This window comes from Candidatus Goldiibacteriota bacterium HGW-Goldbacteria-1 (genome assembly GCA_002839855.1).
GTDB lineage: Bacteria > Oederibacteriota > PGYV01 > PGYV01 > PGYV01 > PGYV01.
In genome coordinates this window covers 23,185-48,524 of the sequence record PGYV01000003.1, presented here as the reverse complement: position 1 = coordinate 48,524, position 25,340 = coordinate 23,185, and the positions used below count along the sequence as shown (strand labels likewise).

Below are 25,340 nucleotides of genomic sequence, written 5' to 3'. Positions count from 1 at the left end.
GTTTTAATCTTTATCTATATAACTGATAAGCTTGTTTAACCCTGAATCAGACACCACAATTTTTCCGCCGCCTGCGTATGCCACCGAAAGCGGGCATCCAAATAAAGGCGCCCCGTTTTCATTTTTATCAATAATTTTCTTTTTCTTTCCGTCAAGGGAATAACGCAGCACCCTTTTATTTGTGGAATCCGTTATGTAAATAAAACCGCGCTGCCTGTCCATTGAAAGGTACGGTTCCATAAGGCAGCCGTTTACAATCTGGCCGTCTGCCCATCCGTCCACTTTAAATTCATTTACATACTGCCCGTTTGTAGTGATAATCTGCACCCTGTAATTCTTGCGGTCAAGTATGTAAAGTTTTCCGTCCGGCCCTTCCTTAATTCCAAAAGGTTCATTGAACTGTAATTTGCCCGCTCCCTTTGTGCCGATTGTGGCCACAGATTTTCCCTGCGGGTCAAATTTCTCTATTTTGCCGTTGCCTGTGTCGCACACGTAAACATAACCGTTTTTATCAACAGCCGCGTCGCGCGGGCCCCACATGCCTTTATCCTTGCCAAAATCCCTGATATATTTTCCGCTTTTGTTGAATACCTGTATCCTGCTGTTCCATGTATCTGTCACATAAAGGTTGCCGTCCGGGCCCATGTCTATGCCGCAGGGTTCCTTAAATTTGCCCTTATCTTCGCCTTCTTTTCCCCACATGGAAACAAAAGCATTTTCTTTGTTGAACTTCTGTATCCTGTGATTGCGGGAATCCACCACGTATATGTTTCCTTCCGCATCCACATCAAGGTCGCGCGCGCTGTTAAACGAACCTTTTTTTGCCTCTGAAGACTGCGCCTGCTGTACGGGTTTTCTTTCTTTGCTTACATTATCCGGGTTAAACATAACCAATATTACAATAAGCAGAATTCCAAACAACGTACTTATAATAATTTTTTCCTGCTTTGACATGCTTGCCAGGTTAATCATCTGTCTCCGCCCTCCAGCCAGTATTTTTCAAGGTCTTTTCTTACATAAACCACCATGTCATAAGAACCAAGGTCGTTCCACACATCGCGGTACATAAAACGCTTCCACATCATTTCTATCTTGCCGGGCTTGTTTGGCGCGCTGAAAAGCGGCGCGCTCCACCATTTCTTTTCATCAGGCGCCCACCATTCCCTAAGCTTATACCTGAAAGCCACGTAATCATTTTCAAGTTTTGCCTTTACCGCAGCGTCGTGGCCCGCGTTTGCCTCTTCAATGCCGGAAAATATTATGGCTTTGCCGACATCAGAATCGGGTATCATTTTTGGCGGGTACGCTATCTTTTTATAATCCCTTAAATACCACGCGAACGGCCAGGAACAATAATCTTCAATTACCATTTCCAGGTCATACGGGCTGTACCTGCGGAATTCCTGGCTGTCCCACTTTAACGCCTTCATCCTGTTGGCAAAGTTATCAAGGTTGCGGACTATTTTTGTGGAATCCACGGATGACTGCACGTAAATAAGCGACTCTTTTGGCGACGCGCCTTCTTCATAGAAGCAGACGTTAATCGCGCCGTGAATGGAACCAAGCGATAACAGTACAAACATCACAAGGCCTGCCGCCCTTTTCCAGGTCTGTTCTTTATTGTCAATTATATCCGCTATCATTTTTCCGGCTATAAGCATTAAAGGTAATAACGGGTGTAATACAAGCCACGGCATTTTTTCGCCGGCCCATGAATAAATTATCATCGCCATTATCCACCAGTAAATACAGAAAATATTAAACAGCGTCCTTTTTTCTTTTTTAATAACGTAATAAACCGTCGCTATAAGCCCGAAGAATACCGAAGGCAGTTCATAGAACGGGGTTAAAAGCAGGTAAAAATTCCACGGCTGGCTGCCGCGCGCCACACCGTGCTGGCCAAGCCAGTACGTTAAAGCCGCGATATAACCGTCAATTATCCCTTTAGCGTTTACAAAAAAACTGTGATTGGGTTCTTTATTAAAAAACAGCAGCGCGTGTATTGCCACAAAAATACCCAGCGCGGTAAGAAACACTTTTGACCCGGGCTTTGTAAGCCAATATTCCACCGTGCGGTGCATTCCGCCCTCGTCTTCGTATTTATCAGGGTCGGATGTTTTAAGCGAATTTTCCCAGAGCCACCTTACAAAGAAAAACGTTCCAAAAATAAACAGGGTTATATACGTTACTTCTTTTGTAGCCCAGGAAAGCGCAAGTCCAACCGCTGCCAGAAACAGCCAGCCGGGCTTTTTGTTTTCAAAGTATTTGAACAGCCCTACAACTATTAAAAGCGTGTCCCCCGCTATGTAGATATCGTTTCTTATGTAGCGGGACTGGTACATAAACGAAGGCGATATCGCCATGATAAAAGCCGTGACCATAGCGCCTGTTTTGCCAAGCTGTGGTTTTAAGTACCACAGAAGCCAGATGCAAAGCATGCCGTAAAAAGCCGGCATTATCCTGGCTGTATAATCGGTGGCTCCGAAAAGAAAGTAAACAAACGCGTTGGCGTGAAAAAGAAACGGCCCGTGAAGCATCGGGTTATAAGAATACCCGTTGCCCATGAAAAGCTTCCACGAGTAAAACGCGTGCATGGATTCATCGTGGTGCATAGGCTTATCGCCAAGCACCGCGAACCTTGAAACAAACGCGGCTATAATTATTAACAGCCAGATAACAGCTTCCCAATTTATAGTAAAAGCCCCGGGGGTCTGAATAAGGTCCTGCGTTGTTATTGCCATGTCTGAAGATTTTGCTGTTTTTGCCGCTGCCTTTTTGCCATCCGCCTTTGCTTCTTTTTTTGCCGGATCGCTTGGCACCGTCATCTTAGCGCCGCAGCTGTCACAGAACTTGTTGTCTTTGGGATTTTCAGATCCGCACTTCGAGCATTTCATTGTATCTGCCATTTTTCCTCCTTACCTTTTCTTGTATATTATAGTTTCATTTTTATTAAAATAAGCCACATCCATAAAATCTTTAAACTTATCCAAGTTTCCCGCGCTGCCAAACTTATCGCGTTCCAGTACGCCCACGTACACGTATTCCACGTTAAACTGGTTTAAAAGCTGCTGCGCTTCATTGGCATCCGCTGTTTCGTATATTCTGCTGACAATACCCTGCCTGCGGCCGGCTTCGTCGTAATTGCCGCGCCACTGCAGTTCATGCCCCGGCCACCCAAGCACTGTGGGCAATCCCGTAAATGATGTTATTCTGGCGTATTCAGTGTATTCCCCGCCCCACGCTTCAAGGATTACGGGTTTGCCTTTAACTTCCTTTTTTAACCACTGAATGGCTTCATAATCGCCCGCTGCCGGCATCCTTCCTTCATACAGCCTTTCTTTTAAAAACGCGCTTCCGTCAAGTTCCATGGCGCCGGAAAAACCCGCGGTCTTTACGCTTGATGCCGCAAACGGATAGAACATTCCGGCCGCGATAAGAAGAATAAATACCGAATACCACGACCAGCGTATAGCGGCGTGTTTATGCCTTAAATAGAAATGCTTTATCCAGAAGAAACTGTACGCGGCTGCTATGGAATACATTATCCACGTCTGGTAATAGAATTTAAATACCGTGTTCATGCGTTCCAGCGGCGCGTGCTGCCCTTCGCGGGAGAAAGTGTCAATAACGTGAAAAAGTTCGCAGCCAAGGGCTGCAAAGAAAGCGGTAAAGATAAGGATTATGACAAACTGGTTTTCTTTCTGTTCCACCTTTGTAAGCCCAAGCACAAACGTATAGGCAAAAAGCAGGAACATAATACCCGCAAATATTCCGGGGGTGAAGCCTTTGCATTCCGGGCATTTTGCGGTAAGGTCAAAAATGGTCTTAACCGTTATAAGCAGCAGCGCAACACCAATTGTAATTCCAAGCCCTATAAATACCTTTTTATCCTTAACAGAGCCCGGCGCCGTAAAAAGTTTGAAAAATGACATTACTGTCTGATTGCCTTTTTTAACAGGAAGTTCTTCCCCTCCAAGCTTAAGTTCCACTCCTGTTATCTGGTAGCCGCACTGCCCGCATATTATTTTGCCTTCCCTTATTTCAGTTCCGCAGCGGGGGCAGTACTCGTTCCTCTTTTTGGATTTCTCGCCCTTAATGGCAAAAACCCAGTTAAACGTCCTGAACACTATAAAGGAAAGTATCGGAAAAAGCATAATCCCGAAAATTGTAAGGTAATCCGCAACGCTTGTGTTTGCTTTTACAAAACCCACGCCCTTTGCCTGCGAGCCAAAAAGAAGCGTAAACGGCAGGTACGCGATTATGGAAATAAAAAATATCACGCCGAATCCCGTTGCCGCGTCCACCCACCAGTCTTTTACTTTTTCACGGTCAGAATACCTGTTGGCTGCAATACACAGCATTATGACAAAAAGATATGTGGGGAAATCCCAGCTGTTTAAGAACCAAAGCCCGCCTAAAAGCAGCCCTGTGAATCCCAGAAACAGAAGCTTGCGCGGCTCTTTTCCAAATATATCCTTTTCTTCCCACTTGGCAAAAAGAAGCCCGATATTAAGGGCAAGCAATACAAATGGTATTGCCATCTGATGAGGATGAAGGTCGCCCAAAAGGAACGAGAAAAACGGGAATTCATTAATGGTAATATCGTAATTGGGCCTGTCAATAATTCTGGAAGTGTGCCACCAGTTAAAGTTATCCGTGGACCAGCCGTTGGATACAACCTGAATAAACCCGTCAATATTGCTTATTAAAAGCAGGAATGCCGCGGCAAGAAAACCTATAAGGTAATTCTTGGTAAGGTTGTAAAGCAATCCGACAGTTCCAAGCGCGGACAGCGCCACTATATATGTAAGGGCTATGTTGTACGCCATTCCGTTAGGTATGGCTGTCAGCTTAAACATTATGGCCATCATAAGATATCCAAAATAATAGTAGCTTATATGAAGCGCCTTGCCTGCCGCATCAACACCGTACATCCACGGGTCAAAAGGCGGCATCTTATCGGCTTTAACTATGGAATTGATGAAAGCAAAATCCATGAATTTTTCCGTTCCCACTATGTCCGGCTGGTTCATTCTGAACATGGCGTAAACAAGGAAAATAAGAAAATAAAACAGTTCGGCTATTATTACCACCCCTGCTTTTTCAGAGAAGAATTGAAGCATTTCTTTTTTATTCTGAAGAAAAAGCCAGACAGAAACCCCTGTCATTACGGCTATTACCCCAAGAATGGTGCCGGTGGAAAAACTTAAGAAACCCAGCAGCCAGGAAAAGTATGATATAAGGAAGATACCCACAATTTTTGTAAACATGTAACCCTTATCCTGCGATTTCCCAAAGAGCACAAAGGTTATCGGAAAAGCCAGCAACCCGATTATTACGGAAACAAACCACCACTTAGCAATATAACCAAAAAATACGTCCAAAGTAACACCTCCACTTTGCTTTTAAGGGCATATTTCACCCATTATTTAAGCTTTTTTTAGAATTTTCCCGTTATAAACATATATAAAATATAGAGAATTATACGAAAAACCCCCATAATTGTCAATCGGGATAAACGTAAGGCAGAGGCTTGGATGCTTAGATGCTTGGAAGGTTGGATGCACGAAGGGATGGAAGGATTTTGCCAAGCTTCCAAGCTTCCAAGCATCTAAGCATCTAAGCATCTAACCTTCCAACCATCTGCCCTTATATATTTTTCTTGCAAAATAACGCTTATCACATATAATATTCCGGTAAGTTAAATCATATAATTAAAAGGTGCATATGAAAAAGGGCAATTTATCCTACATTTTAAAACTTGTATTTATCGGATTTGTTATGTTTGGCATTACCACCGCGGTTGTTATGAAACTGGTCTTCTCTATCGGCTCTATATCCATGCCCGATTATACGGGAATGGCTTTTGAAAAAGCCGTAAAAAGCGCCGGCAGAATGGGCATTGACTTAAAACTTGAAGATGAAGTTTACAGTAATCTTTATGAAAAAGGCTTTGTTGTCTCGCAGAACGTAAAACCAAAAGTAAAAATTAAAAAGGGCCGCGCGGTGTATGCCGTTGTAAGCCGCGGTTCAAAGATGATAAGGGTTCCGGACGTCACGGGAATGATAAAAGCAAAAGCCGTACTGAACCTGATTAATCTTGACCTTGGCCCCGGTTATGACGATGCAATTTCTTCTTCCATACATAAAAAAGACACTATAATCGCCCAGTTCCCTTCCGCGGGCGCGGATGTACCATTTAACGAAAACGTAAGTACCTTAAGGTCAGAAGGGTTAAAAGATGAAGTTTTCATGATGCCTGACGTAAAAGGCAAAAACATATTTGATGTTTACAAGGCGCTGCGCAGGCACGACCTTACCGTGGAAAAAATAAACGTGGAAATAAATAACGAATTGCCTTCGGGAAGCATCTTGTCCCAGTCGCCGGAAGCGGGATATGCGGTTAATAAAAAGACACCTATAATACTTAACGCCGGCAATAAAGAAGACGATTTAAGCCTTAAAAAACGCCTTATTAAGGTGAATTTCACCCTTGAAAGCGCGGACCCGCTGCCAAAACACGTAAAGATATCGGTTTTAAGCCTTGCAGGCAGCGAAGCCATATATAATAAAATTACTCTGGTAAAAGAAAAAATAGAAGTCCAGCCGGTTGTCCGCGGCGACGCTTTGGTTCAGATATTTGTGAATAACGAACTTGTAAAAGAACACGAATTTAAGGCGCAATAATGTCAAAGATGATGCTTGCCCCTTCCATTCTTGATTCGGATTTTTCCGATATTAAAAACACATTTAAATTTTTAGAACAGATAAAAGCGGAATTTGTGCACCTTGATATAATGGACGGAAATTTTGTACCGAACCTTACCTTTGGCCCTAAAGTGATAAAATCCTTCCGGCCCCATACATCATTACCTTTTGACGCGCACCTTATGATAGAAAAACCGGAGCGCTACATTTCAAATTATCTGGACGCGGGGTGCGACTACATCACCATACATGAAGAAGCCTCCAACGACTGCGGCGCTGTGATTAGTGAAATACACGCTGCCGGAAAAAAAGCAGGGCTGTCAGTAAAACCCGGCACCCCTGTTTCTTCCCTTTTTAAATATATGGACAAACTTGACCTTATCCTTATTATGACTGTGGAACCGGGTTTTGGCGGGCAGAAATTTATGACAGATATGCTTTCAAAAATAACCGAACTTAGGACGCTGATAGATAAAAACAAATATAACTGCCTTATAGAAATTGACGGCGGCATTAATACCGCCACCGCTCCCCTTGCCTGCGGCGCGGGCGCTGATATTCTTGTGGCGGGAAGCGCCATATTTTCCGCGCCTGACCGTGTTAAAGCGGCGTCTGACATCCGCGATTCCGTAAAGGGCTGCCGGTAATGTTTGACGCAATTTCAAAAAAACTTGACTCTGTCATCCGCAAAATACGGGGCACAGGGATAATTTCCGAAGCAAACATAGAAGAAACGCTTAAAGCCATACGCATGTCCATGCTTGAAGCGGACGTAAATTATAAAGTTGTAAAAGACTTTGTTGCCGCTGTTAAAGAAAAAGCGATGGGAGAATCTGTCCTAAACGCGGTGTCGCCCGGCCAGCAGTTTACCAAAATAGTCCATGACGAACTTACATCTTTTCTTGGCGAAAAAAACAACGGGATTGATACTTCCCGCACCACCACGCTTATAATGCTTGTGGGGCTTCAGGGGTCGGGCAAAACCACCACAGCCGCAAAACTTGGGCTGTACTTAAAAAACGAAAGAAAACTTCCCCGCATACTGCTTGTAGGGGCGGACACTTACAGGCCTGCCGCTAAAGAACAGCTTAAAAAACTTGCCGGCATGATTGGCGCGGACTTTTACACGGAAGAACACAACGACGCCATAAAGATATGCAAAAACGCCTATTCCCTTCTTGAAACAAAACTGTATGACATTGTGGTGTTTGACACCGCCGGCCGCCTGCACATAGATGAAGACATGATAAAAGAAATTGAGATTATTAAAAAATCTATCCCCATGAACGAAGTCTTTCTTGTGGCAGACTCTATGCTTGGGCAGGAATCGGTAAATGTGGCAAAAAGTTTTAACGAAGCCGTGGGCTTAACCGGCATTATCCTTACTAAAACAGACGGCGATGCCAGGGGCGGCGCCGCCCTTTCAATGAAATACGTGACCGGCGTCCCCATTAAATTTATGGGCACAGGCGAAAAAGCAGACAGGTTTGAACTGTTTCACCCTGACAGGCTGGCATCATCCATTCTTGGCATGGGCGATATAATTTCCCTTGTTGAAAAAGTACAAAAATCGGTCACCGAAGAAGAAGCCAAAAAAACAGAAGAAAAATTCCGCAAAGCCACCTTTAACCTGGAAGACTTTCTTGAGCAGATGAAGACAATGAAAAACATGGGCCCGCTTGATGAACTGTTAAAGATGATTCCCGGCGCCGCCAACATGGGGCTTGATAACGTGAAAATAGACGAAAAAGAATTAAAACACACAGAAGCCATAATACTTTCCATGACACCCAAAGAACGCAGAAGGCCGGAAATTCTTGATGACAGCAGAAAAAAAAGGGTGGCAAAAGGGTGCGGCCTGCCGGTAGAACGCGTGAATAAATTATTAAAACAATTCAACATGTCAAAGAAGATGATGAAAAAGATGGGCAAGAAAACCCGCCACGGCAAACCAAATTTCGGGCAGATGCCGGGTAATTTCAGGGGATTCTAGGTACTTCCAAAAAATGCAGCTAGGCAGCTCAGCGGCTCGGCAGCTTGGTAAAATCTTTAAACCTTATACTTTCCTTTCACTTATCTATTACCGATTTGGCAGGTGCGCCTTTTAAGGCGCGTTGTTTAGATTTATATATTTTAACGTAGAGGCGCAATATATTGCGCCTTACACAGGGTTGTAAAAACCAAAAACGAGACGCAATGTATTGCGTCTCTATATTATAAAACCTTACACCAACTGCCGCGGGCTAAAGACCCGCGTCTACCACACCAGATCTAAACCTAGCTGCCTAGCTGCCTAGCTGCTGAGCTGCCGCCCTACCCCTTCACCGCGCCAAGCAGCGTCTTCGTATATTCACTGCGCGGGTTTGAATACACTTCATCCACTTCACCGTATTCCACTATCTCTCCCCTGTTCATAACTGCCACCGTGTCAGCAAGGCTTTTTACTATTCTTAAATCATGCGTGATAAATATGATTGATATGCCATTTTTCTCGTTCAAATCAGAAAAAAGTTTAAGTATCTGCGCCTGAACAGAGACGTCAAGCGAAGATACCGGTTCGTCCGCTATTAACAGTTCCGGATTTACAGATAACGCCCTTGCTATGCCCACCCTTTGCCGCTGGCCGCCTGACAGTTCATGCGGGTATTTTTCCATTACATCAGCGCCAAGCCCCACTGACTGCAGCATTTGCTGTATTTTCCCGCTGATATTTTCTTTCTTTACCCCAAAGTGTATTGATATTGGTTCGGCTAATACATTACCAATTGTCATCCTTGGATTTAAGGAGTAGTACGTGTCCTGAAACACATACTGAACCTTTCTTCTCTCAGCCGGATTTTTATAGTCAGGTATTTTTCCGTCCAGAAATACCGCGCCGGAATCCTGCGTTTCCAGCCCTGCTATAATTCTGGCAAGGGTGGTTTTACCTGAACCGCTTTCACCCACCAGCGCCAGTATTCTGCCTTTTTCAATTTCTACGGATGCGTCAACAAGCGCGTTTACCCTGTAACGCGCGCCGCCAAAAGCGCCTTCTGCCATAAAATGCTTGCATAATTTTTCCGTACGCAGAATTATATTTTTCATTTTTTACCGCCCGGGTAAAAACACCTTACAAAATGGCCGGGTTTTACTTCTATAAGTTCGGGCTTCTGGCTTCTGCACTTATCATCCGCATAAGGGCACCTTGGAGAAAAAGCGCAGAAATCCCTTCCTTCCCGTGGCCTGGCAACTTCCCCGGGTATTACGGTAAACTGCCTTTTTTTGGAATCCAGCGACGGTATAATTTCAAAAAGCGCCGCGGTGTAAGGATGCAGCGCGGATTTTTTATCTTTAATTGCTCCGTCTTCCGCTATCTCTCCCGCGTACATAACTATAATTCTGGACGCAAGTTCATTTGCCAGGTGAAGGTCGTGAGTTATAAGCAGTAATGTCAGATTGTGTTCTTCTTTTAATTTTTTCAGCAGTTCAACTATCTGCGCCTGAACGGTTACATCCAGCGCTGTTGTGGGTTCATCCGCTATCAGAATTTTGGGATTGCAGGAAAGCGCTATTGCGGCCATTACCCTTTGCTGTAAGCCGCCGCTTAACTGGTGCGGGTACGAATTATACACACGCTGCGCGTCCGTAATACCGGCATCATTTAACAGCTCCAGTGATTTTTGTTCAAGCGCCGGCGCTGCCATTTTCCCAAAGTGCGCCGTAAGCGTCTCTTCTATCTGCTGTTTTATTGAAAACAGCGGGTTTAAAGACGCCCCCGGTTCCTGAAATATCATACCCGCGGTTTTACCCCTAATGCTTCTTAACCTTTCTTCATCCGCGTTTAACACATCCATTGCGTCCATAAAAACCGAACCCGTCACCACGGCATTTTCCGGAAGAAGTTTTAACAGCGCGTTTGCAAGCGTGGTCTTTCCGCACCCGGATTCGCCGACAATTGCCGCTGATTCTCCCGCCGAAATATCAAGCGACACACCGGCAACCGCGGTTATAAAATTTTTCTTAACTTTATATTTCACTGTCAGGTCGGATACATTAATTATGCCCATTACCCCTCCCTGTCCAGCTTGGGGTTCAAATAATCCCTTAAGCCTTCACCAAGAAGGTTAAATGAAAACACCGCCGCGAAAATTGACAGCCCCGGGTACAATACAAGCCACCACGCGGTGTCTATATAATCTTTTCCCGATGTCAGGATATTGCCCCAGCTTGGTTCCGGCGGCTGAACGCCAAGCCCTAAAAATGACAGCCCGGATTCCGCAAGAATTGCCCCTGAAATTCCAAACGTGATATATACAAGCACCGGCGAAAAAGCATTCGGCAGGATATGGCGAAACATTATCCTTCTTTTTTTAAACCCAAGCAGCTTTGCGGCTTCCACATAGGGCAGTTTCTTTATATATAAAACTTCCGCCCTTACTATCCTTGCGATATCAGTCCACGATGTAAGCCCTATTATGATGACAATATTAAATATGGAAGGGCCTAAAAAAACGATAAGCATAAGTATTAAAAATAAGGTAGGCACGGTTAAAAATATATCCACGCCGCGCATTATTATGTTGTCAATTACGCCGCCAAAATATCCGGCAATTATGCCAAGCAGTACGCCTATCACCGCGGAGATTAAAACCGCCATTATGCCTACGGATACAGAGACCCTTGTGCCGCGCAGCAGCCTTGAAAAAACGTCCCTGCCAAGTTCGTCAGTCCCCATTATGTGGGCTTTGGAAGGGCTCTGCAGGCGCTGCGAAATGTCCTGCTCCCTGTAATCGCGCGGTGAAATCACAGGCGCAAGTATTGCCATAGCCACTATAAAAACCACAACAATAAGCCCTGCCGTCATCATTTTATTCATTATTTATACCTTATCCTTGGGTCCACTGCCGCGTACGCAATGTCCGCCGCAAGATTGCCTAAAAGAGTAAGCACAGCGCCCATTGTCACCACACCCATTATTACCGGATAGTCAAAACTTAAAGCGGACTCATATGCCAGCCGCCCCATTCCGGGCCACGCGAATATGGTTTCAAATATAAAACTTCCGCCGATTAACCCCGGGATGGACATTCCCAAAAGCGTAATTACGGGAAGCAGGCTGTTTTTCAGCGCGCTTCTGTATAATATGGTTTTTTTATCAAGCCCTTTGGCGTATGCCGCCCTGATATACTGCTGGGAAAGAGCTTCTATCATTCCGGATTTTACAAAGCGGGAGATGTAAGCAAGCCCCCCTATTGAAGTGACAATAAGCGGCAGTATCAGGTGCGACGCAAGGTCAGCTATTTTCTGCGGCAGGGTCATATAATCAAAATCAATTGATACCATGCCGGATACGGGAAGCAGCCCCGCCTTGACTGATACAAATAGCATAAGCAGAAGCGCAAGCCAGAAAGTGGGTATAGAGTAGCCTATAAAAGTAAAGACCGTTATAATTTTGTCCGCCGCCGTGTTTCTTTTTACCGCAGAAATTACCCCCAGTATTATTCCAAAAAAGAACACCAGCGCAAGCGACAGCACATTTAAAAGCAGCGTGGCGGGAAGGCGTTCTGCCACCTTGTGCAGCACCGGCCTGTGGTCAATAAAAGATTCCCCAAAATTAAAAGTTACTGTCCTTCCAATCCATTCCACATATTGTACCAATATGGGTTTATCCAGCCCGTACAAATGGCGCATGCGTTCTATAGAATCCGGCGATGTACGGATATCCATCTGCATGTTAACCGCGGTAAAACCGCCGGGCGTCAGGTGGATAATAAAAAAAGTGATTACTGTAATACCAAACAGCACCGGTATTGCAAGCAACAGCCTTTTAAAGATATAGCGCTTCACTTTTTACCCCGCTTTTTAAAAATAAAAAAGCCCCGGATTTTGGTCCGGGGCTTTGGTGTAATCATTAATAAGTATCTTAAACTTTTAGCCTTTTAATCCGCTTGTTGCTACGCCTTCTATGAAGTACTTCTGCCCGAAGAAGAACACTATAAGTATCGGAAGAAGGACTATCGTTGAAGCCGCCATCATAAGGTGATAGTAGCTGCCGTACATTGTGGTAAATGTCTGAAGCCCAAGCGCAAGGGTGTATTTGCTGGAACTGTTAAGGTAAATTAACGGGTTCATGAAGTCGTTCCAGTTGTAAACAAATCCGAATATCGCGATTGTGACAAGCGCCGGTTTTACAAGCGGCATAAGTATAAGCCAGAAAATCTGGAAATAGTTGCAGCCGTCAATTTTTGCAGCGTCATCAAGTTCATAAGGAATTGTCATGAAAAACTGCCTCATGAGGAAGATGTTAAACGCGCCGCCGCCAAAGAACGTGGGGACAATAAGCGGGGCAAAAGTATCAATCCATCCTATGTATTTAAAAAGGATGAACGTGGGTATCATTGTTACCTGCGCGGGAATCATCATGGTGCTTACCATTATAAGGAACAGCTGATCCCTGTAAGGAAACTTAAACCTTGAAAAACCGTACGCGACAAAAGCAGAACTTAAAAGGGTTCCTAAAAGCCCGCAGACAGTTATAAAGATGGTGTTAAGCAGGTATGTGGTGAAAGTTTCGCTTAAAGCTTTGGGGCTCCACGCTTCCACATAGTTATGCCACTGCGGAGGAATTACAGCCACCTTGTCATCCTTGGTTACCCTGTCGCCTGTCGCGACTTTTACCTTGGAATTCATTGGTGCTTCTATCCTGTCTATAACATTACCTTCTTTATCCGCTATCATTATAATATTGCCGTTTACCTTTGCAACGCCGGATGTGGGCAATTTGGCAATAATATCGCCTTCCGCCACATAGTCGCCCTTCTGAACATTTAACCGGGCGGCTCCGGACAATGTCATTGTGCTTAATACCTTTGCGCTCTTTTTAAGCCCGGACATAAGATAAATTATGTTGGTGCCGTTAGCGCCCCTTGCTATCTTTACATAGCCTGCCTGCTGGGAACGTACATCGGGGTCAAGTTTCCATGACACATCCGATATAGGAAGCCATTTTGGCGGTGTTGTAAAAATATCAGTGGGATATTTAAGCGACGTTGATACCATCCATACAAGCGGTATAACAAATATCAGCGCGCCCATCCACGCTATAATATAAAGGACCAGGCTTACTGCCATGTCCTGCTTCTTTTTACTTGCCCAGAAGCTGCTCTTCTGCTCCATATTACATTACCTCCAAAGGTTTAGTGGTATAATTTTTATTTCTTAAGTTCGCCTTCATAATGCACCCAGCCGCCGGCAATCTTAAACTGCAGGAAGGTAAATAACATTATGACAAAGAAAAGCGCCCATGCAAGAGCGCAGGCGTATCCCATATGATGATATTTAAAAGCGTAATGATAAATATACAGAACAAGCACAAGCGTGGAATCCGCCGGACCGCCCTGCCCGCCGGTCATTGTATAGACCTGCGTGAATATCTGGAACGACCATACTATGCTCATGATTAAGTTAAAGAAAATAACGGGTGTTAACATAGGAATTGTCACGTGCCTGAACTTATGCCATATTCCCGCGCCGTCAATTTCCGCGGCTTCATATAACTGCCTGGGCACTCCCTGAAGGCCGGCAAGATAAATAATCATGTTTCCGCCTACACCCCAAAGGCTCATTACAACAAGCGCCGGTTTTGACCAGTTTTCATCAGCAAGCCAAAGAGGCCCTTTTACTCCCAGCATACTTAAACCATAGTTGATAAGGCCGAAATCCGGATTAAAAAGCCACATCCAGATAATAGCCGACGCAACACCGGCAGTAACAGAAGGAAGATAATATATTGTCCTTAACAGCCTTACGCTTTTCCAGTCCTGGTTCATTAACAGGGCTACCATGATGGAACCCACAATACCAAGCGGAACCGCGAATAAAGTGTAATAGAACGTGTTTCCCAAACTTATCCAGAACTTTTTATCGCCAAACATATGTGCGAAGTTTTCAAACCCCACAAATTGAATCGGCGTTAAAAGGTCCCACTTACAAAAAGCAAGCACTAAAGACGCGATAATTGGGCCGCCAACAAAAAGAATCATACCCAAAATCCAGGGGCCTATAAAAACATACCCCCACAGCGCTTCATGCGAGCCTGATTTATGATGTACCGGAACAGTATTCGTGCTCATCAGTTTCCTCCGCTGGTTATTCTATGTTCACTGTTATTCAAAGTAATTTTCATTAATTTCCGGCACTATTTCCTGGCATATTTCTTTTGCAGTTGCTTTGCCGCTCCAGATCTTATCAAAGTTGGGTGCAATCATGCTTACGTTGATTTCTTCCCAGTCTGATACCAGCGGAGCAAACTTAACATACTTAACGCCTGCAAGGACAATCTTTTTGTTCTTAGGATCCTGCCCGTCAAGGAAAGCCGGTGATTCAGCAATTTTCTTCATGGCAGGCTGTGCAAGCCCTGTCTGTGCAAGCTGTGTCTGGCCTTTTACTCCGGCAAGATATGTTACAAGCTTCCATGCCGCTTCTTTATTTTTTGATTTGTTTGTGATGGCATATCCGGATCCGCCTGTAGAGAAAGCCCTTACTCCGGTCGGCCCTTTAGGAAACATAACAACGTCCCATTTGAAATCCTTTATCTGCCTGAATGACGGGGTCTTCCATATTCCGCTGTAGAACATACCGGCTTTTCCCGATACGAACATGTCTCCGGAACCCATTCCGCCCATAGCGGTCATCTGGGAAGGCGAAGGCATAACTTTAAACTTATGTATCATATCCGCCCTGAACTGAATGGCGTCATAAGCCGCTTTCTTATCAAGTGTGCACTTTGTGGGGTTCTTTACGTTGTCAACAAGCGATCCGCCGTTGCTTAATACCCATGATTCCCAGATAGGCCAATCATCCACAAATCCAAACTGTACTATCCTTCCCTGCGCGTCTTTCTTTACAAGCGCTTTTGCTTTGGCAAGAAATTCAGCCCATGTCCAGTTGTCTGTCGGGGGCTTAACTCCCGCTGCTTTAAAAAGGTCTTTGTTGTAATACATAACGCAGATAGGCGCGATATCTCTTGGAAGGACATATAACTTGTTTTCCACGGTAAATCTGTCGATTATTTCAGGATAAAAATCGGTTTTTTTGAATGCTGTTTCGTTTGCAAGATAAGGTGTAAGGTCTTCTAAAACACCCTTTTCCGCGAATTTCTTGAAATTGTTTGCTTCTATGAAAAGCACGTCAGGCGCGCTTCCGCCCGCAAACTGTGTTAATACCTTTTCCATGTAAGGCGGTCCCGAAGGGGCCCTTTCCGCGCTTACCTTAACGCCTGTTGCTTTTTCAAATTCCGCGATTGCCTGGTTTATGATTTCAATTTCAGTTACATCTCCCCAATACATGAACCTGATTTTGTTGGTTCCTCCAAGGGGTTTGTTGCAGGCTGTAAACACAAAAAGCGAGGCTAAAACAACTAACGAAAAAACTACAAAAAGCTTTTTCTTCACGGTAATCCTCCTTCAATATTTTAATAATTGATTTTGTAATAAACGTGTTAGTATTTTTACACTTTTAGCTTTAAAAGTCAAGATTTTTTACTTTTTTGACAGTTAGAGGGGCAAAAACCAGAGGGACGGAGGGTCAGATGGTCAGAGGGACGGAAATAAGGTCTATCCCATATCCCATAGATAAGCTGCAACTCTGAAGTTCAGCAGATCAGCGGCTCGGTCTCGGTTTTGCACTGGTAGGCGCACCTTTTTAATACCGAGCCTATTATGGAATTGCTCGGTATTATGTGCGGCAGTTGTTTGTATAAGTGGATATTTAAAATAAAATACACGCGCCCTAAATGGACGCGGCTACCAGAACAAAAACATAAATTAAAACACTATCCCCTATTTCTTATCCTCTCTTGCGGTAAGCTGCCCGCATCCGCCGTCTGTAGGTCCACCGGTACCCATATTCCAAGCAATGTTAGTCCCTTGCCCTACCGCGCATGGCTCACCGGAAAAAGTGGTATTATTCCATTGTTTGAATATATGGTTTGGCGCGTAAACCATCCCGCAATACGCCGGAATTGAAATAACAAACATGCTTATAACAAGCACGGCTCTGAATAATATGTTCCTTCTCATTTAAATATCCTCCGCAATTTTTGTCAGTTGTATATACATGACCACATATAATTTCTAACGGCTTATTTACCGTCGTTGTATGAGTTCTTAAGTCCCTTAAACTGTTTATCATAATTCTTAACCTGATTTTCTTTAACTTCCTTCTTGCTTGCCTTAACAAGCGAACTTGCAGATGCCTTATCTTCTTCCGGGACGTGCAGTATCACAATAGCTTCTGTCTTTTCTTCATTATATAAATATGTCCCGCCTGTAGTTAAAGCCTTAATATCATCCCCCACCTGCGCAACATAAGCCCCATCCACTATCTGAACAGGAACTTTTATCATCATCTTAATAGTTTTGCCTGTCTTCACATTTCCCGGCACCGGCGTCGGCGATGCAGCAAATATCGCCGTTGTTATTAATGCTATTGCCATAATAATCATTATCCTCTTCATAATCCCTCCAAAATGTGTAGTCTTAAAACAACGTTTCTCCAACCAAGTACAGATCTATTAGTTTTTACTTTCAGTAACTAGGTTAATAACAAAACAATTATAACCATCCTTGTTCCCTTATACTTATATAAATTTTTAAAAACCTTTTCACTTTTACATCTGACCTGTCTTATAGGCATACCAAAAAATCACTACCATATTAATTATAAAAGCAAAAATCGCTAATAAGATAAAAATAATTGATTTTTTTAAATTACTAATTAATTTAAAAGCATAGGGATCATTCGCAGATGCATTCGTTTCAGCATCAAGAATACGTTTCGTTACATTCCAAGAAAAAAAAGATCGCATACCATTTGAATTGTTTCGGAAATAACTATCGCAAAAAATAAATTGAAAAGCAAAGTTAATCACGGCTAAAAAAATTAATATAAAAATACCAATTTCTATGTACATTAAAATTCTTATAACCATTAATATGTAACCCCCGGATTAGGTTTGTTATAATCTCCAATAATATATCTTAATAACATTTTACCATCACCTTCATTAGCTTTATCTATTGTCGTAAAAGATTTTTCAACACCACCCGCAACAGGAAGTACACTCGCGCTAAATCCTGCCTGAACCGCATAAGAGATATACCCATTGTCACCACAAATAACATCTCCATTATCATTTACAATACCACCAATTCCTTGTTCGGCACCTGCTTCTGCGATACCAAATGCAAGGTTCCCAAATGCGTCAAAACCAGTGCCAGAAGTGTTTTCAATAGTATTTGAAGTTGTAAATTCCATTCGCAAACCCATAAATAATCCTGCGTTTGTTTCGCCTATCGGCGCAACCGTTTCAGTAGTTCCCCATTCAAATTTCCCATCATCAGTTACACCGAATATAAAACCTTTATTATAAGAAATCCCAGCAGCTACATTAACTGATGAAGCACCTGTAATAGAAATAGTTACATTCCCATCAGGATCTATAAAAATCATTGGATTATTCAGTGTATAAGTGTACAACCCAAGGTTTAACGAATTAAATACCCCACCCATTCCCGGTAGTTTGCTGTTATCTTTTTCTCCCGCACTTGGCAGATACTTATCAAGTATCGGGTCCGGGCTCATCCACAACGAAACCTGTGGATCGTAGTAACGGGCGCCGTAATAGTACAGGCCTGTCCTGTCCATTTCCTTGCCCGTAAACTTAAACGGATTGTTCAGCTCCCCAACTGATACCACCGGCATACTGTCTTCGGTCTGCCATATTTCACCCCATGGCGTATACTCGTTATGCTCCACAATATCGCCTAAAGCGTTTGTCAAATACGTTGACGAGCCAAGATGGTCTGTTCCATAGAAATATGTAAAATCAAAACTATCCGTGCCTGTTGCGCATGCGGCGTCTGACATTATTCTGCTTGCAACGCGCTGATTTCCAACATAATAGTTCTTTGTGTACGTGTTTATGTTGTTCGCATTGCTTAACCACATTGCCGCGTACTGATTTACATACATTGCCACATCCCCAAGCTGCGGCGTCCCTGTATTATAATTATTAACCTTTATCTTCCTTTCACCTTTATGGTCATAGAAATAATTTTCTGATACATGCACATCACCCGGGAAAGTGTCTGCAACCTGTTTTATCCTGTTTTCTTCATCCCATAATATCTGCCTGTTGTAATTATTGTGCTGTGTCACATTCCCATTGGCGTCATATTCATACTGCCTGAAGAAACTTCCGTTATTATTCATGTGATCCACAGCATGCGGACGCGCAGGGTCATAGAAATAATCCCTGTTGTAAGATGAATTTCTGTTATATACCGTCCCACCTATATACAGCTGATTTTTAAAGGACTTATTTGTTATATTGTGAATACTGTCATAATCTGTTGTGGTTTCATATCCGTTTTTACTTACACCCGGCACTTCGGCTGTGGCAAGCAGGTCTTTGCTGTATATCTTCATGCTGTCAACATTCGCATTGCCAAGCCTGAATATCCAGGTTCCAGGGGCATTAAAGGGATTATCAATTGTAACCATATTATCCGCCACTGTATTATTGTACGGGCCAAAGAAAAGTTTTACCTGGTAACCTGCACTTGAATTTCTGTTATATATAAGCCTGTACTTGTACCAGACTGTTCCGCTTAACAGCGGTTCTATACCCAGCGAAGCCCCCGCATTGCCGGGAACCTTTGCCTGGCTTGTATAGCCTTCTGCCGCCCAGTTGTGCTTATAATTAAAGTCGCTTTCATTTATGCCATCGTATTTTTCATAAACCGTATAATTGACATCAGCCGGGGCGTATGAAAGGCGGAGCTTCATATTATGCAATACAGCCATAAACAACAGGTAATACATTGCCTGAAGCTGCTGTAAATATCGCTGTGTGTTGTATCCCCTGTTTACACTCCCATTTAAATACAAAACATCTCCTTAATTCATACCCAAACTAAAATTTTAAACTCCCCGGACTTTTTTATATTACATCAAATATTAAAGATTGGAAAGATTTAAATAAGAAATCAAGGGACGGAAGTAAGGCCGAGGGACAGATGCACAGAGGGACAGAAATAAAAACAAAGGTCAAAAGGACAACAAATACAAAAACAAAAAAGCCGGACAGCGCGGGAGCGCCGCCCCTACAAGTCTAAGACAAAATAACTGCCGCGGGCTGCCGTCTCCGCCATAGTGCCGGGAAAGACCCGCGCCCCTTACTACTATCCCAAAAACCTGGCGGCAGATACGCAGTAAAAATTTTTTCCGTCTGCCCTTAATACACCCTTTTGTTTCACAAGCTGAACAAAAGGAATGTTTCCAAGCGCTGCCGAATTTGCCCTATGATGCGCTTCAATCGCAGTGTCAGAAAGTTTAGCTTCAAACATAACATATGGCTTTTTATTTTTTGTTATTAAAAAGTCGGTTTCCTTTTTATCCCTTGTTCTTAAATAAAAAAGCCCGTATTTATCTGCAGTAGCATCGTTCCATAAATCTATTCTTGCCTTAAGTTCCAGCGCAATAAAATTTTCAAATCTTGCGGCTTCATTATCAACCAAAAAATAATTGTGAAAATAGGCTTTCTTTTCTTTTTTTATGGATTTCTTTATATTTTCATAAAAAGGCTGCAGCTGAAATACAGCGTATGTTAGCGTAAGATAATTCATATAATTTTTTACTGTAGCGTGGTTCACTTCAAGATCCTGCCTTAAAGATTCAAGAGAAAGCGGCGAGCCTATTCTTGACGGCAGCATATATAACAGATTAATAACCCACTCAAGGTTTCTTATCGCCGAAACATCTCTAAGTTCTTCCTTTGTCACCTTTTCAAAATAATTATCATGCCATTTGGCTGCCGCCACGCGGTTTCCTGATAAAAGCGGTTCAGGAAAAGCGCTAAGAGATAAAAAATCATCCATAATTCCTGTTTCCTGCTTTGTATTTGACAGCAATTTATCCACATAATCCGCGGGTTTATTTTCAGGCATAATGTGCTGTATTTTTCTCCCCAAAACTTCTGTTATCATAAGGGGGTTAAGCCTGAACATAAAATAACGCCCAAGCAGGCTGTCTCCCGCTTTGCGCATGACATCAAGCCGGGCGCTTCCCGTAACAATGAAATTCACTTTATCTTCGTGCGTGTCAAAAACATCCTTAAGAATATTTTTCCATTTTGGCATTTTATGTATTTCATCAAAACACACCCATACTTTCCCCTTCCCGCTCCGTCCGGCAAGGTCTGTTTCCAGAATATCCGCTTCTGTTCTATACCGTTTTCTTATCTGCTGCCTGTCCCAATTATAATATAATGATTCATTTCCCTCTTCTTTAAGTTTATTGACGGCTATCGTAGTCTTCCCACACTGCCTTGGCCCGGCTATAAACCGCATCTGCCTGCCAAACTGCGGTAAAAACACTACTTCTTCAAGAAAACGCTTTATCATAGTAACCTCCTGTATCTATGGACATTTTTACATAAACATATAAATTTGTCCAGACTTTTTTACACGTTCATGTAAATTTGTCTAGAATTATAAATGATGATTTTTCAAGTTTTTGCTTTTTTTTTGAGTTTTAGACAAAACGGGTTACACAAAATAAAAAACGAGGGACAGATGCACGGAAGGACGGATGTAACGACGATAAAAAACATCGAAAATTCGAGATTCGAAAATTAGATGAATACCTTACAGGGGTTGGGGGTGTTTTTTCAGTGCGTGCCGCCCAAGTATAGCATGTATCCGGCAGGGGCGGTTTAATGCAACGCCGGCAAATTCGGATGTGCCGCAAGACCGCGATTGCCAATGACGTTAACGCAGTGTGGATTTCAAGTTTATTTGGATGCAAGAATACCAATTTGCGGCGCGTGCTGAAAAAATATATCCAACCCCGGTAAGTCGCTATGGTCGGAGGGTCAGAAGCAACAACAATTCCAAATCAAGAGCCGCGGGATAATACCGCGCAGAATCTGTAATAAGCGCGGTATTAAGACCCGCGTCTACCAAAGATTAAAACCAAACAAATAAATACAAACCTTTATCCCCTATTTCTTATCCTCTTTTGCGGCAAGCTGGCCGCAGGCCGCGTCAATATCCGCGCCTTTTTCTTTTCTTATAAGCGCTTTTATCCTGTATCCCTTTAATATCTTCTGAAAGCTGATGGCTTTTTCACGCTGGCCCGAAGAATATTTCTTTCCGCTTACTTTATTATAAGGTATTAAATTCACCCTGCAGTCAATACCCCTGATAAGTTCAACCAGCATTTCCGCGTCCTGCGCTGAATCATTAACGCCTTCCATAAGCACGTATTCAAAGGTAAGACGGGTTTCCGATTTTGCACAGTACCTTTTTGCGGCCTTTATGACATCCTTGATAGGATATGTTTTTTCCATAGGAACAAGTTTTGACCTTAACGCTGTATCTGCTGTTATTAAAGAAACGGCAAGGTTTACTTTAAGCCCTTCTTCTATCATTGCTTCAATACCCGGAATGATACCCACGGTGGATACGGTTATTCTTTTCTGCGAAAAACCCCTTCCCTTTGGGTCAGAGATAAGTTTTATTGCTTTAAATACATTCTGCGTATTTAAAAGCGGCTCGCCCATGCCCATAAACACCACATTATCCAGCAGATGGGCTGCTTCTATTTCATCCCTTAAAAACTGGCCTACAATCTCTCCCGCTGTAAGGTCCCTTTTTAAGCCCAGTGTGGCAGTGGCACAGAACGCGCACCCGCAGCCGCATCCTGCCTGCGAAGAGATGCACGCGGTGTATCTGTCTTCGTCATTTAAAATAACGGTTTCAATCTTTGTATCATCATCAAGCTGCAGCAGAAGTTTTTTTGTGCCGTCAATTTCCGATTCCTGCTGTTTAATAATTTCCGGCAGAAAAAAATCATAATTAGCTTCAAGGTATTCCCTTACCTTTGCGGGTATGTTTTTAAAATCATCCGTGCTCTGCGCCTTTTTTTTGTATATCCATTCATATACCTGCTGCGCCCTGTACTTTTCAAATCCTGCAGCTGTAAGTACATCCTGTATTTCCTGCAGTGTCATTGCTTTAATATCTTTAGTCATTTAATATCTCCTTTTAATTAATTACAAAGATACTATATCATAACGCCAATTGTAAATCACATCCCTTTTAGGTATAATCATACAAAACTAAAACCGGAGACATAATTGATTCCTGAAAAAAGTTACGACATTATTGTAATAGGCGCCGGACACGCCGGCTGCGAAGCTGCGCTTGCGCCCGCGCGCATGGGGTTAAAGACAGCCCTGTTTACTATTAACATAGACCACATCGCCCATTTATCCTGCAACCCTGCAATTGGCGGGCTTGCCAAAGGCCACCTTGTGCGTGAAATTGACGCATTGGGCGGAGAAATGGCGCTTGCCGCGGACAGGACATCAATTCAGTTTAAGGTTTTAAATTCCAACAAAGGCCCTGCTGTCCATGGTTTAAGGGCACAGGCGGATAAATATGAATACCCCGCCTATATGCGGCGCGTACTGCAGAACACGGACAACCTTGAAATTAAACAGGCGCTTGTGGAAAGCATAACCACAGACGACAAAGGCATTACAGGCATAATAACCGACACCGGCACTTTTTATTCCGCAAAATCCGTGATTGTTACCACAGGCACTTTTTTAAACGGGACAATTTATATAGGCCTTCAGCATTTCAACGGCGGCCGCCTTGGCGACCCGCCTTCTAAAGGGCTGTCAATATCACTTGCCGGGCTTGGTTTTAAACTTGGCAGGATGAAGACAGGCACCAATCCGCGCGTGGATATAAGGTCGGTTGACCTTGATAAATTTACCCCACAGCCGGGCGATGAAAAACCGGTGCCGTTTTCATTCCGTACAGAAAATATAAACACTGACCAGATTATGTGCTGGCTTGCCAGGACAAATGAAAATACCGCAAAGATAATAATGCAGAATCTGGACCGCTCTCCCCTTTACAGCAGTACAGACAGGATGATATTCGGGATTGGGCCAAGGTACTGCCCTTCCATAGAAGACAAAGTGGTTAAATTCCCGGAGAAGACATCACACCAGGTTTTTCTGGAACCCGAAGCAAGAAATTCAAACGAAATATATTTAAACGGCCTTTCAACTTCATTACCGCGCGACGTTCAGTTAATGTACGTGCGTACAATTGAAGGAATGGAAAAAGCAGAAATCACGCGCCCCGGCTATGGCATTGAATACGACTATGCCCCGCCCACGCAGCTTAGCAAATACCTTGAAACCAAATTAATTCCGGGGCTGTTTTTTGCAGGCCAGATAAACGGGACATCGGGCTACGAAGAAGCCGCAGGACAGGGTTTAATAGCCGGCATTAACGCGGCGCTTAAGCTATCAGGTAAGGCTATGTTTTCCCCCGGCCGTGAAGAAGGCTATATAGGCGTCATGATTGACGACCTTGTCACAAAGGGCGTGACAGAACCGTACCGTTTATTTTCGTCACGCGCGGAACACAGGCTTGTGTTAAGAAACGATAACGCCGACATCCGCCTTATGGAATACGGCCGTTCTTTCGGGCTTATTGACGATAAGACGTATGACACTTTTATGTTTAAACAGGAATTTTACAAAACAGAAAAAGAACGTCTTAATAAAATATATGTCCGTCCGTCCCCCGAAACAAATACAAAACTGACAGATATGGGAACCACCGCTCTTCAGTCCGAAAGCTCCCTTTTACAGCTGCTAAGACGTCCGGAAGTACCGTATGAGGCGCTGACAGTTTTTACCGAAATCCCAAAAGTATTGAACCATATATCAGAGTATTTTGTTTCCGAGATTAAATACGAAGGCTACATAAAAAAACAGAACGAGCAAATTGAAAAGTTTAAAAAAATAGAAGAAAAAGCAATACCGCCGGAATTTGATTTCATGAAAGCGGAAGGGCTGCCCTTAGAAGCCCGCCAGAGGTTAAATGAGATTAAACCGGAGACGCTGGGCATGGCTTCCCGCATCCAGGGCGTCACGCCTTCGGATATAAACGTGCTATTACTGCTTATAAAGAAGTTTAGCAACTAACAGCTTACAAGTAACAAGTAACAGGTTACAACTTACAAGTAACAGCTAACAAGTAGCAGGTTATCAGTTGTAAGTTGTAACTTGTCAGCTGTTAACTGTCACCTGTAACTTTTCCCTTATTGACACCCTTTTACTATACTGTTATAATTTCAACCCATGATGCCGGGATGACGAAATGGTAGACGTAGTGGACTTAAAATCCACGGGGCGAAAGCCCGTGCCGGTTCGAGTCCGGCCCCCGGCACCATTTTTTAATTTAAGTTTTTTATGTGTTCTTGACATTTGAATGGAAATATGTAATTATTGTTAACGTTGTTACACATAAGGTTTTCTGAAATGAAAATCCAAACACGACATGACGCGGGGTGGAGCAGTGGTAGCTCGTTGGGCTCATAACCCAAAGGTCAGAGGTTCAAATCCTCTCCCCGCAACCATAAAAAATATAGCGGTTCGAAAGAACCGCTATATTTTTTTGAAGATTCGACATTCGATGATTAGATATTAGAAGATCAAAAAGGTCGAATCTGTTCAAATTTCGAATTCTCGGATTAATTGTCTTATTAGCGGTTCTAACGAA

The 25,340-nt window shown here is 43.3% G+C and carries 20 protein-coding genes and 2 tRNA genes; 6 read left to right on the top strand and 16 right to left on the bottom strand.

The features are described from left to right. Nucleotides 1–3: 3 nt before the first annotated feature. The 3 genes from CVV21_03250 to CVV21_03240 are packed head-to-tail and all read right to left on the bottom strand — an operon-like array spanning nucleotide 4 to nucleotide 5,384. On the bottom strand, nucleotides 4–972 hold the full coding sequence (locus tag CVV21_03250) for a hypothetical protein (GenBank protein PKL92342.1): 969 nt from the start codon (nucleotides 970–972) through the stop codon (nucleotides 4–6). Beyond that, the gene (locus CVV21_03245) at nucleotides 969–2,906 is read right to left on the bottom strand and encodes a hypothetical protein (protein PKL92341.1); all 1,938 of its coding nucleotides are present in this window, start codon (nucleotides 2,904–2,906) and stop codon (nucleotides 969–971) included. Before CVV21_03245 ends, CVV21_03250 begins: the two co-directional genes overlap by 4 nt. 9 nt (nucleotides 2,907–2,915) lie before the next feature. After that, a complete protein-coding gene (locus tag CVV21_03240; protein PKL92340.1) occupies nucleotides 2,916–5,384 on the bottom strand; it encodes a hypothetical protein in 2,469 nt (822 codons plus the stop codon). A 343-nt stretch (nucleotides 5,385–5,727) separates the two neighbouring features. Here CVV21_03240 and CVV21_03235 point away from each other — a divergent pair, with 343 nt between their 5' ends. From CVV21_03235 to CVV21_03225, 3 genes are read left to right on the top strand one after another with little or no spacing between them, the layout of a single operon-like run. Beyond that, nucleotides 5,728–6,687, top strand: a complete 960-nt coding sequence (locus CVV21_03235; GenBank protein ID PKL92339.1) for a hypothetical protein — start codon at nucleotides 5,728–5,730, stop codon at nucleotides 6,685–6,687. After that, the gene (gene rpe / locus CVV21_03230) at nucleotides 6,687–7,355 is read left to right on the top strand and encodes a ribulose-phosphate 3-epimerase (protein ID PKL92338.1); all 669 of its coding nucleotides are present in this window, start codon (nucleotides 6,687–6,689) and stop codon (nucleotides 7,353–7,355) included. The genes CVV21_03235 and rpe overlap by 1 nt, the downstream gene beginning before the upstream one ends. Then, nucleotides 7,355–8,701: a signal recognition particle protein gene (locus CVV21_03225; GenBank protein ID PKL92337.1), complete on the top strand. Its 1,347-nt coding sequence runs from the start codon at nucleotides 7,355–7,357 to the stop codon at nucleotides 8,699–8,701. The genes rpe and CVV21_03225 overlap by 1 nt, the downstream gene beginning before the upstream one ends. A gap of 320 nt (nucleotides 8,702–9,021) precedes the next feature. On the opposite strand, the gene CVV21_03220 is transcribed toward CVV21_03225, so the two are convergent. The 13 genes from CVV21_03220 to rlmN all read right to left on the bottom strand — a co-directional run bounded on the left by CVV21_03220 (nucleotide 9,022) and on the right by rlmN (nucleotide 22,783). Beyond that, nucleotides 9,022–9,792, bottom strand: a complete 771-nt coding sequence (locus CVV21_03220) for an ABC transporter ATP-binding protein (protein PKL92336.1) — start codon at nucleotides 9,790–9,792, stop codon at nucleotides 9,022–9,024. Beyond that, nucleotides 9,789–10,754 carry a peptide ABC transporter ATP-binding protein gene (locus tag CVV21_03215; protein PKL92335.1) on the bottom strand — a complete coding sequence of 322 codons (966 nt, stop codon included), beginning with the start codon at nucleotides 10,752–10,754 and terminating at the stop codon, nucleotides 9,789–9,791. The genes CVV21_03220 and CVV21_03215 overlap by 4 nt, the downstream gene beginning before the upstream one ends. Continuing rightward, nucleotides 10,754–11,563, bottom strand: a complete 810-nt coding sequence (locus CVV21_03210; GenBank protein ID PKL92334.1) for a peptide ABC transporter permease — start codon at nucleotides 11,561–11,563, stop codon at nucleotides 10,754–10,756. Before CVV21_03210 ends, CVV21_03215 begins: the two co-directional genes overlap by 1 nt. Next, nucleotides 11,563–12,534: a diguanylate cyclase gene (locus CVV21_03205; protein PKL92333.1), complete on the bottom strand. Its 972-nt coding sequence runs from the start codon at nucleotides 12,532–12,534 to the stop codon at nucleotides 11,563–11,565. Before CVV21_03205 ends, CVV21_03210 begins: the two co-directional genes overlap by 1 nt. Nucleotides 12,535–12,618: 84 nt before the next feature. Beyond that, a complete protein-coding gene (locus tag CVV21_03200; GenBank protein ID PKL92332.1) occupies nucleotides 12,619–13,863 on the bottom strand; it encodes a hypothetical protein in 1,245 nt (414 codons plus the stop codon). A 35-nt stretch (nucleotides 13,864–13,898) separates the two neighbouring features. Continuing rightward, the gene (locus CVV21_03195; GenBank protein PKL92331.1) at nucleotides 13,899–14,819 is read right to left on the bottom strand and encodes an ABC transporter permease; all 921 of its coding nucleotides are present in this window, start codon (nucleotides 14,817–14,819) and stop codon (nucleotides 13,899–13,901) included. A gap of 33 nt (nucleotides 14,820–14,852) precedes the next feature. Continuing rightward, nucleotides 14,853–16,139, bottom strand: a complete 1,287-nt coding sequence (locus CVV21_03190) for a hypothetical protein (GenBank protein PKL92330.1) — start codon at nucleotides 16,137–16,139, stop codon at nucleotides 14,853–14,855. A gap of 387 nt (nucleotides 16,140–16,526) precedes the next feature. Continuing rightward, nucleotides 16,527–16,766 carry a hypothetical protein gene (locus CVV21_03185; protein PKL92329.1) on the bottom strand — a complete coding sequence of 80 codons (240 nt, stop codon included), beginning with the start codon at nucleotides 16,764–16,766 and terminating at the stop codon, nucleotides 16,527–16,529. A gap of 62 nt (nucleotides 16,767–16,828) precedes the next feature. Then, nucleotides 16,829–17,203: a hypothetical protein gene (locus CVV21_03180; GenBank protein PKL92328.1), complete on the bottom strand. Its 375-nt coding sequence runs from the start codon at nucleotides 17,201–17,203 to the stop codon at nucleotides 16,829–16,831. A gap of 153 nt (nucleotides 17,204–17,356) precedes the next feature. Continuing rightward, nucleotides 17,357–17,677, bottom strand: a complete 321-nt coding sequence (locus CVV21_03175; GenBank protein ID PKL92327.1) for a hypothetical protein — start codon at nucleotides 17,675–17,677, stop codon at nucleotides 17,357–17,359. Further along, the gene (locus CVV21_03170) at nucleotides 17,677–19,638 is read right to left on the bottom strand and encodes a hypothetical protein (GenBank protein ID PKL92326.1); all 1,962 of its coding nucleotides are present in this window, start codon (nucleotides 19,636–19,638) and stop codon (nucleotides 17,677–17,679) included. The genes CVV21_03175 and CVV21_03170 overlap by 1 nt, the downstream gene beginning before the upstream one ends. 293 nt (nucleotides 19,639–19,931) lie before the next feature. Beyond that, the gene (locus tag CVV21_03165; protein ID PKL92325.1) at nucleotides 19,932–21,152 is read right to left on the bottom strand and encodes a hypothetical protein; all 1,221 of its coding nucleotides are present in this window, start codon (nucleotides 21,150–21,152) and stop codon (nucleotides 19,932–19,934) included. Nucleotides 21,153–21,751: 599 nt separating this feature from the next. After that, on the bottom strand, nucleotides 21,752–22,783 hold the full coding sequence (gene rlmN / locus CVV21_03160; protein PKL92324.1) for a 23S rRNA (adenine(2503)-C(2))-methyltransferase RlmN: 1,032 nt from the start codon (nucleotides 22,781–22,783) through the stop codon (nucleotides 21,752–21,754). A 105-nt stretch (nucleotides 22,784–22,888) separates the two neighbouring features. Between rlmN and CVV21_03155 the strand changes: the two genes are divergently transcribed. The 3 genes from CVV21_03155 to CVV21_03145 all read left to right on the top strand — a co-directional run bounded on the left by CVV21_03155 (nucleotide 22,889) and on the right by CVV21_03145 (nucleotide 25,197). Beyond that, nucleotides 22,889–24,763: a tRNA uridine-5-carboxymethylaminomethyl(34) synthesis enzyme MnmG gene (locus tag CVV21_03155; protein PKL92323.1), complete on the top strand. Its 1,875-nt coding sequence runs from the start codon at nucleotides 22,889–22,891 to the stop codon at nucleotides 24,761–24,763. Nucleotides 24,764–24,924: 161 nt separating this feature from the next. Further along, a tRNA-Leu gene (locus tag CVV21_03150) sits at nucleotides 24,925–25,010 on the top strand. A gap of 112 nt (nucleotides 25,011–25,122) precedes the next feature. Then, a tRNA-Met gene (locus tag CVV21_03145) sits at nucleotides 25,123–25,197 on the top strand. Nucleotides 25,198–25,340: the final 143 nt, after the last annotated feature.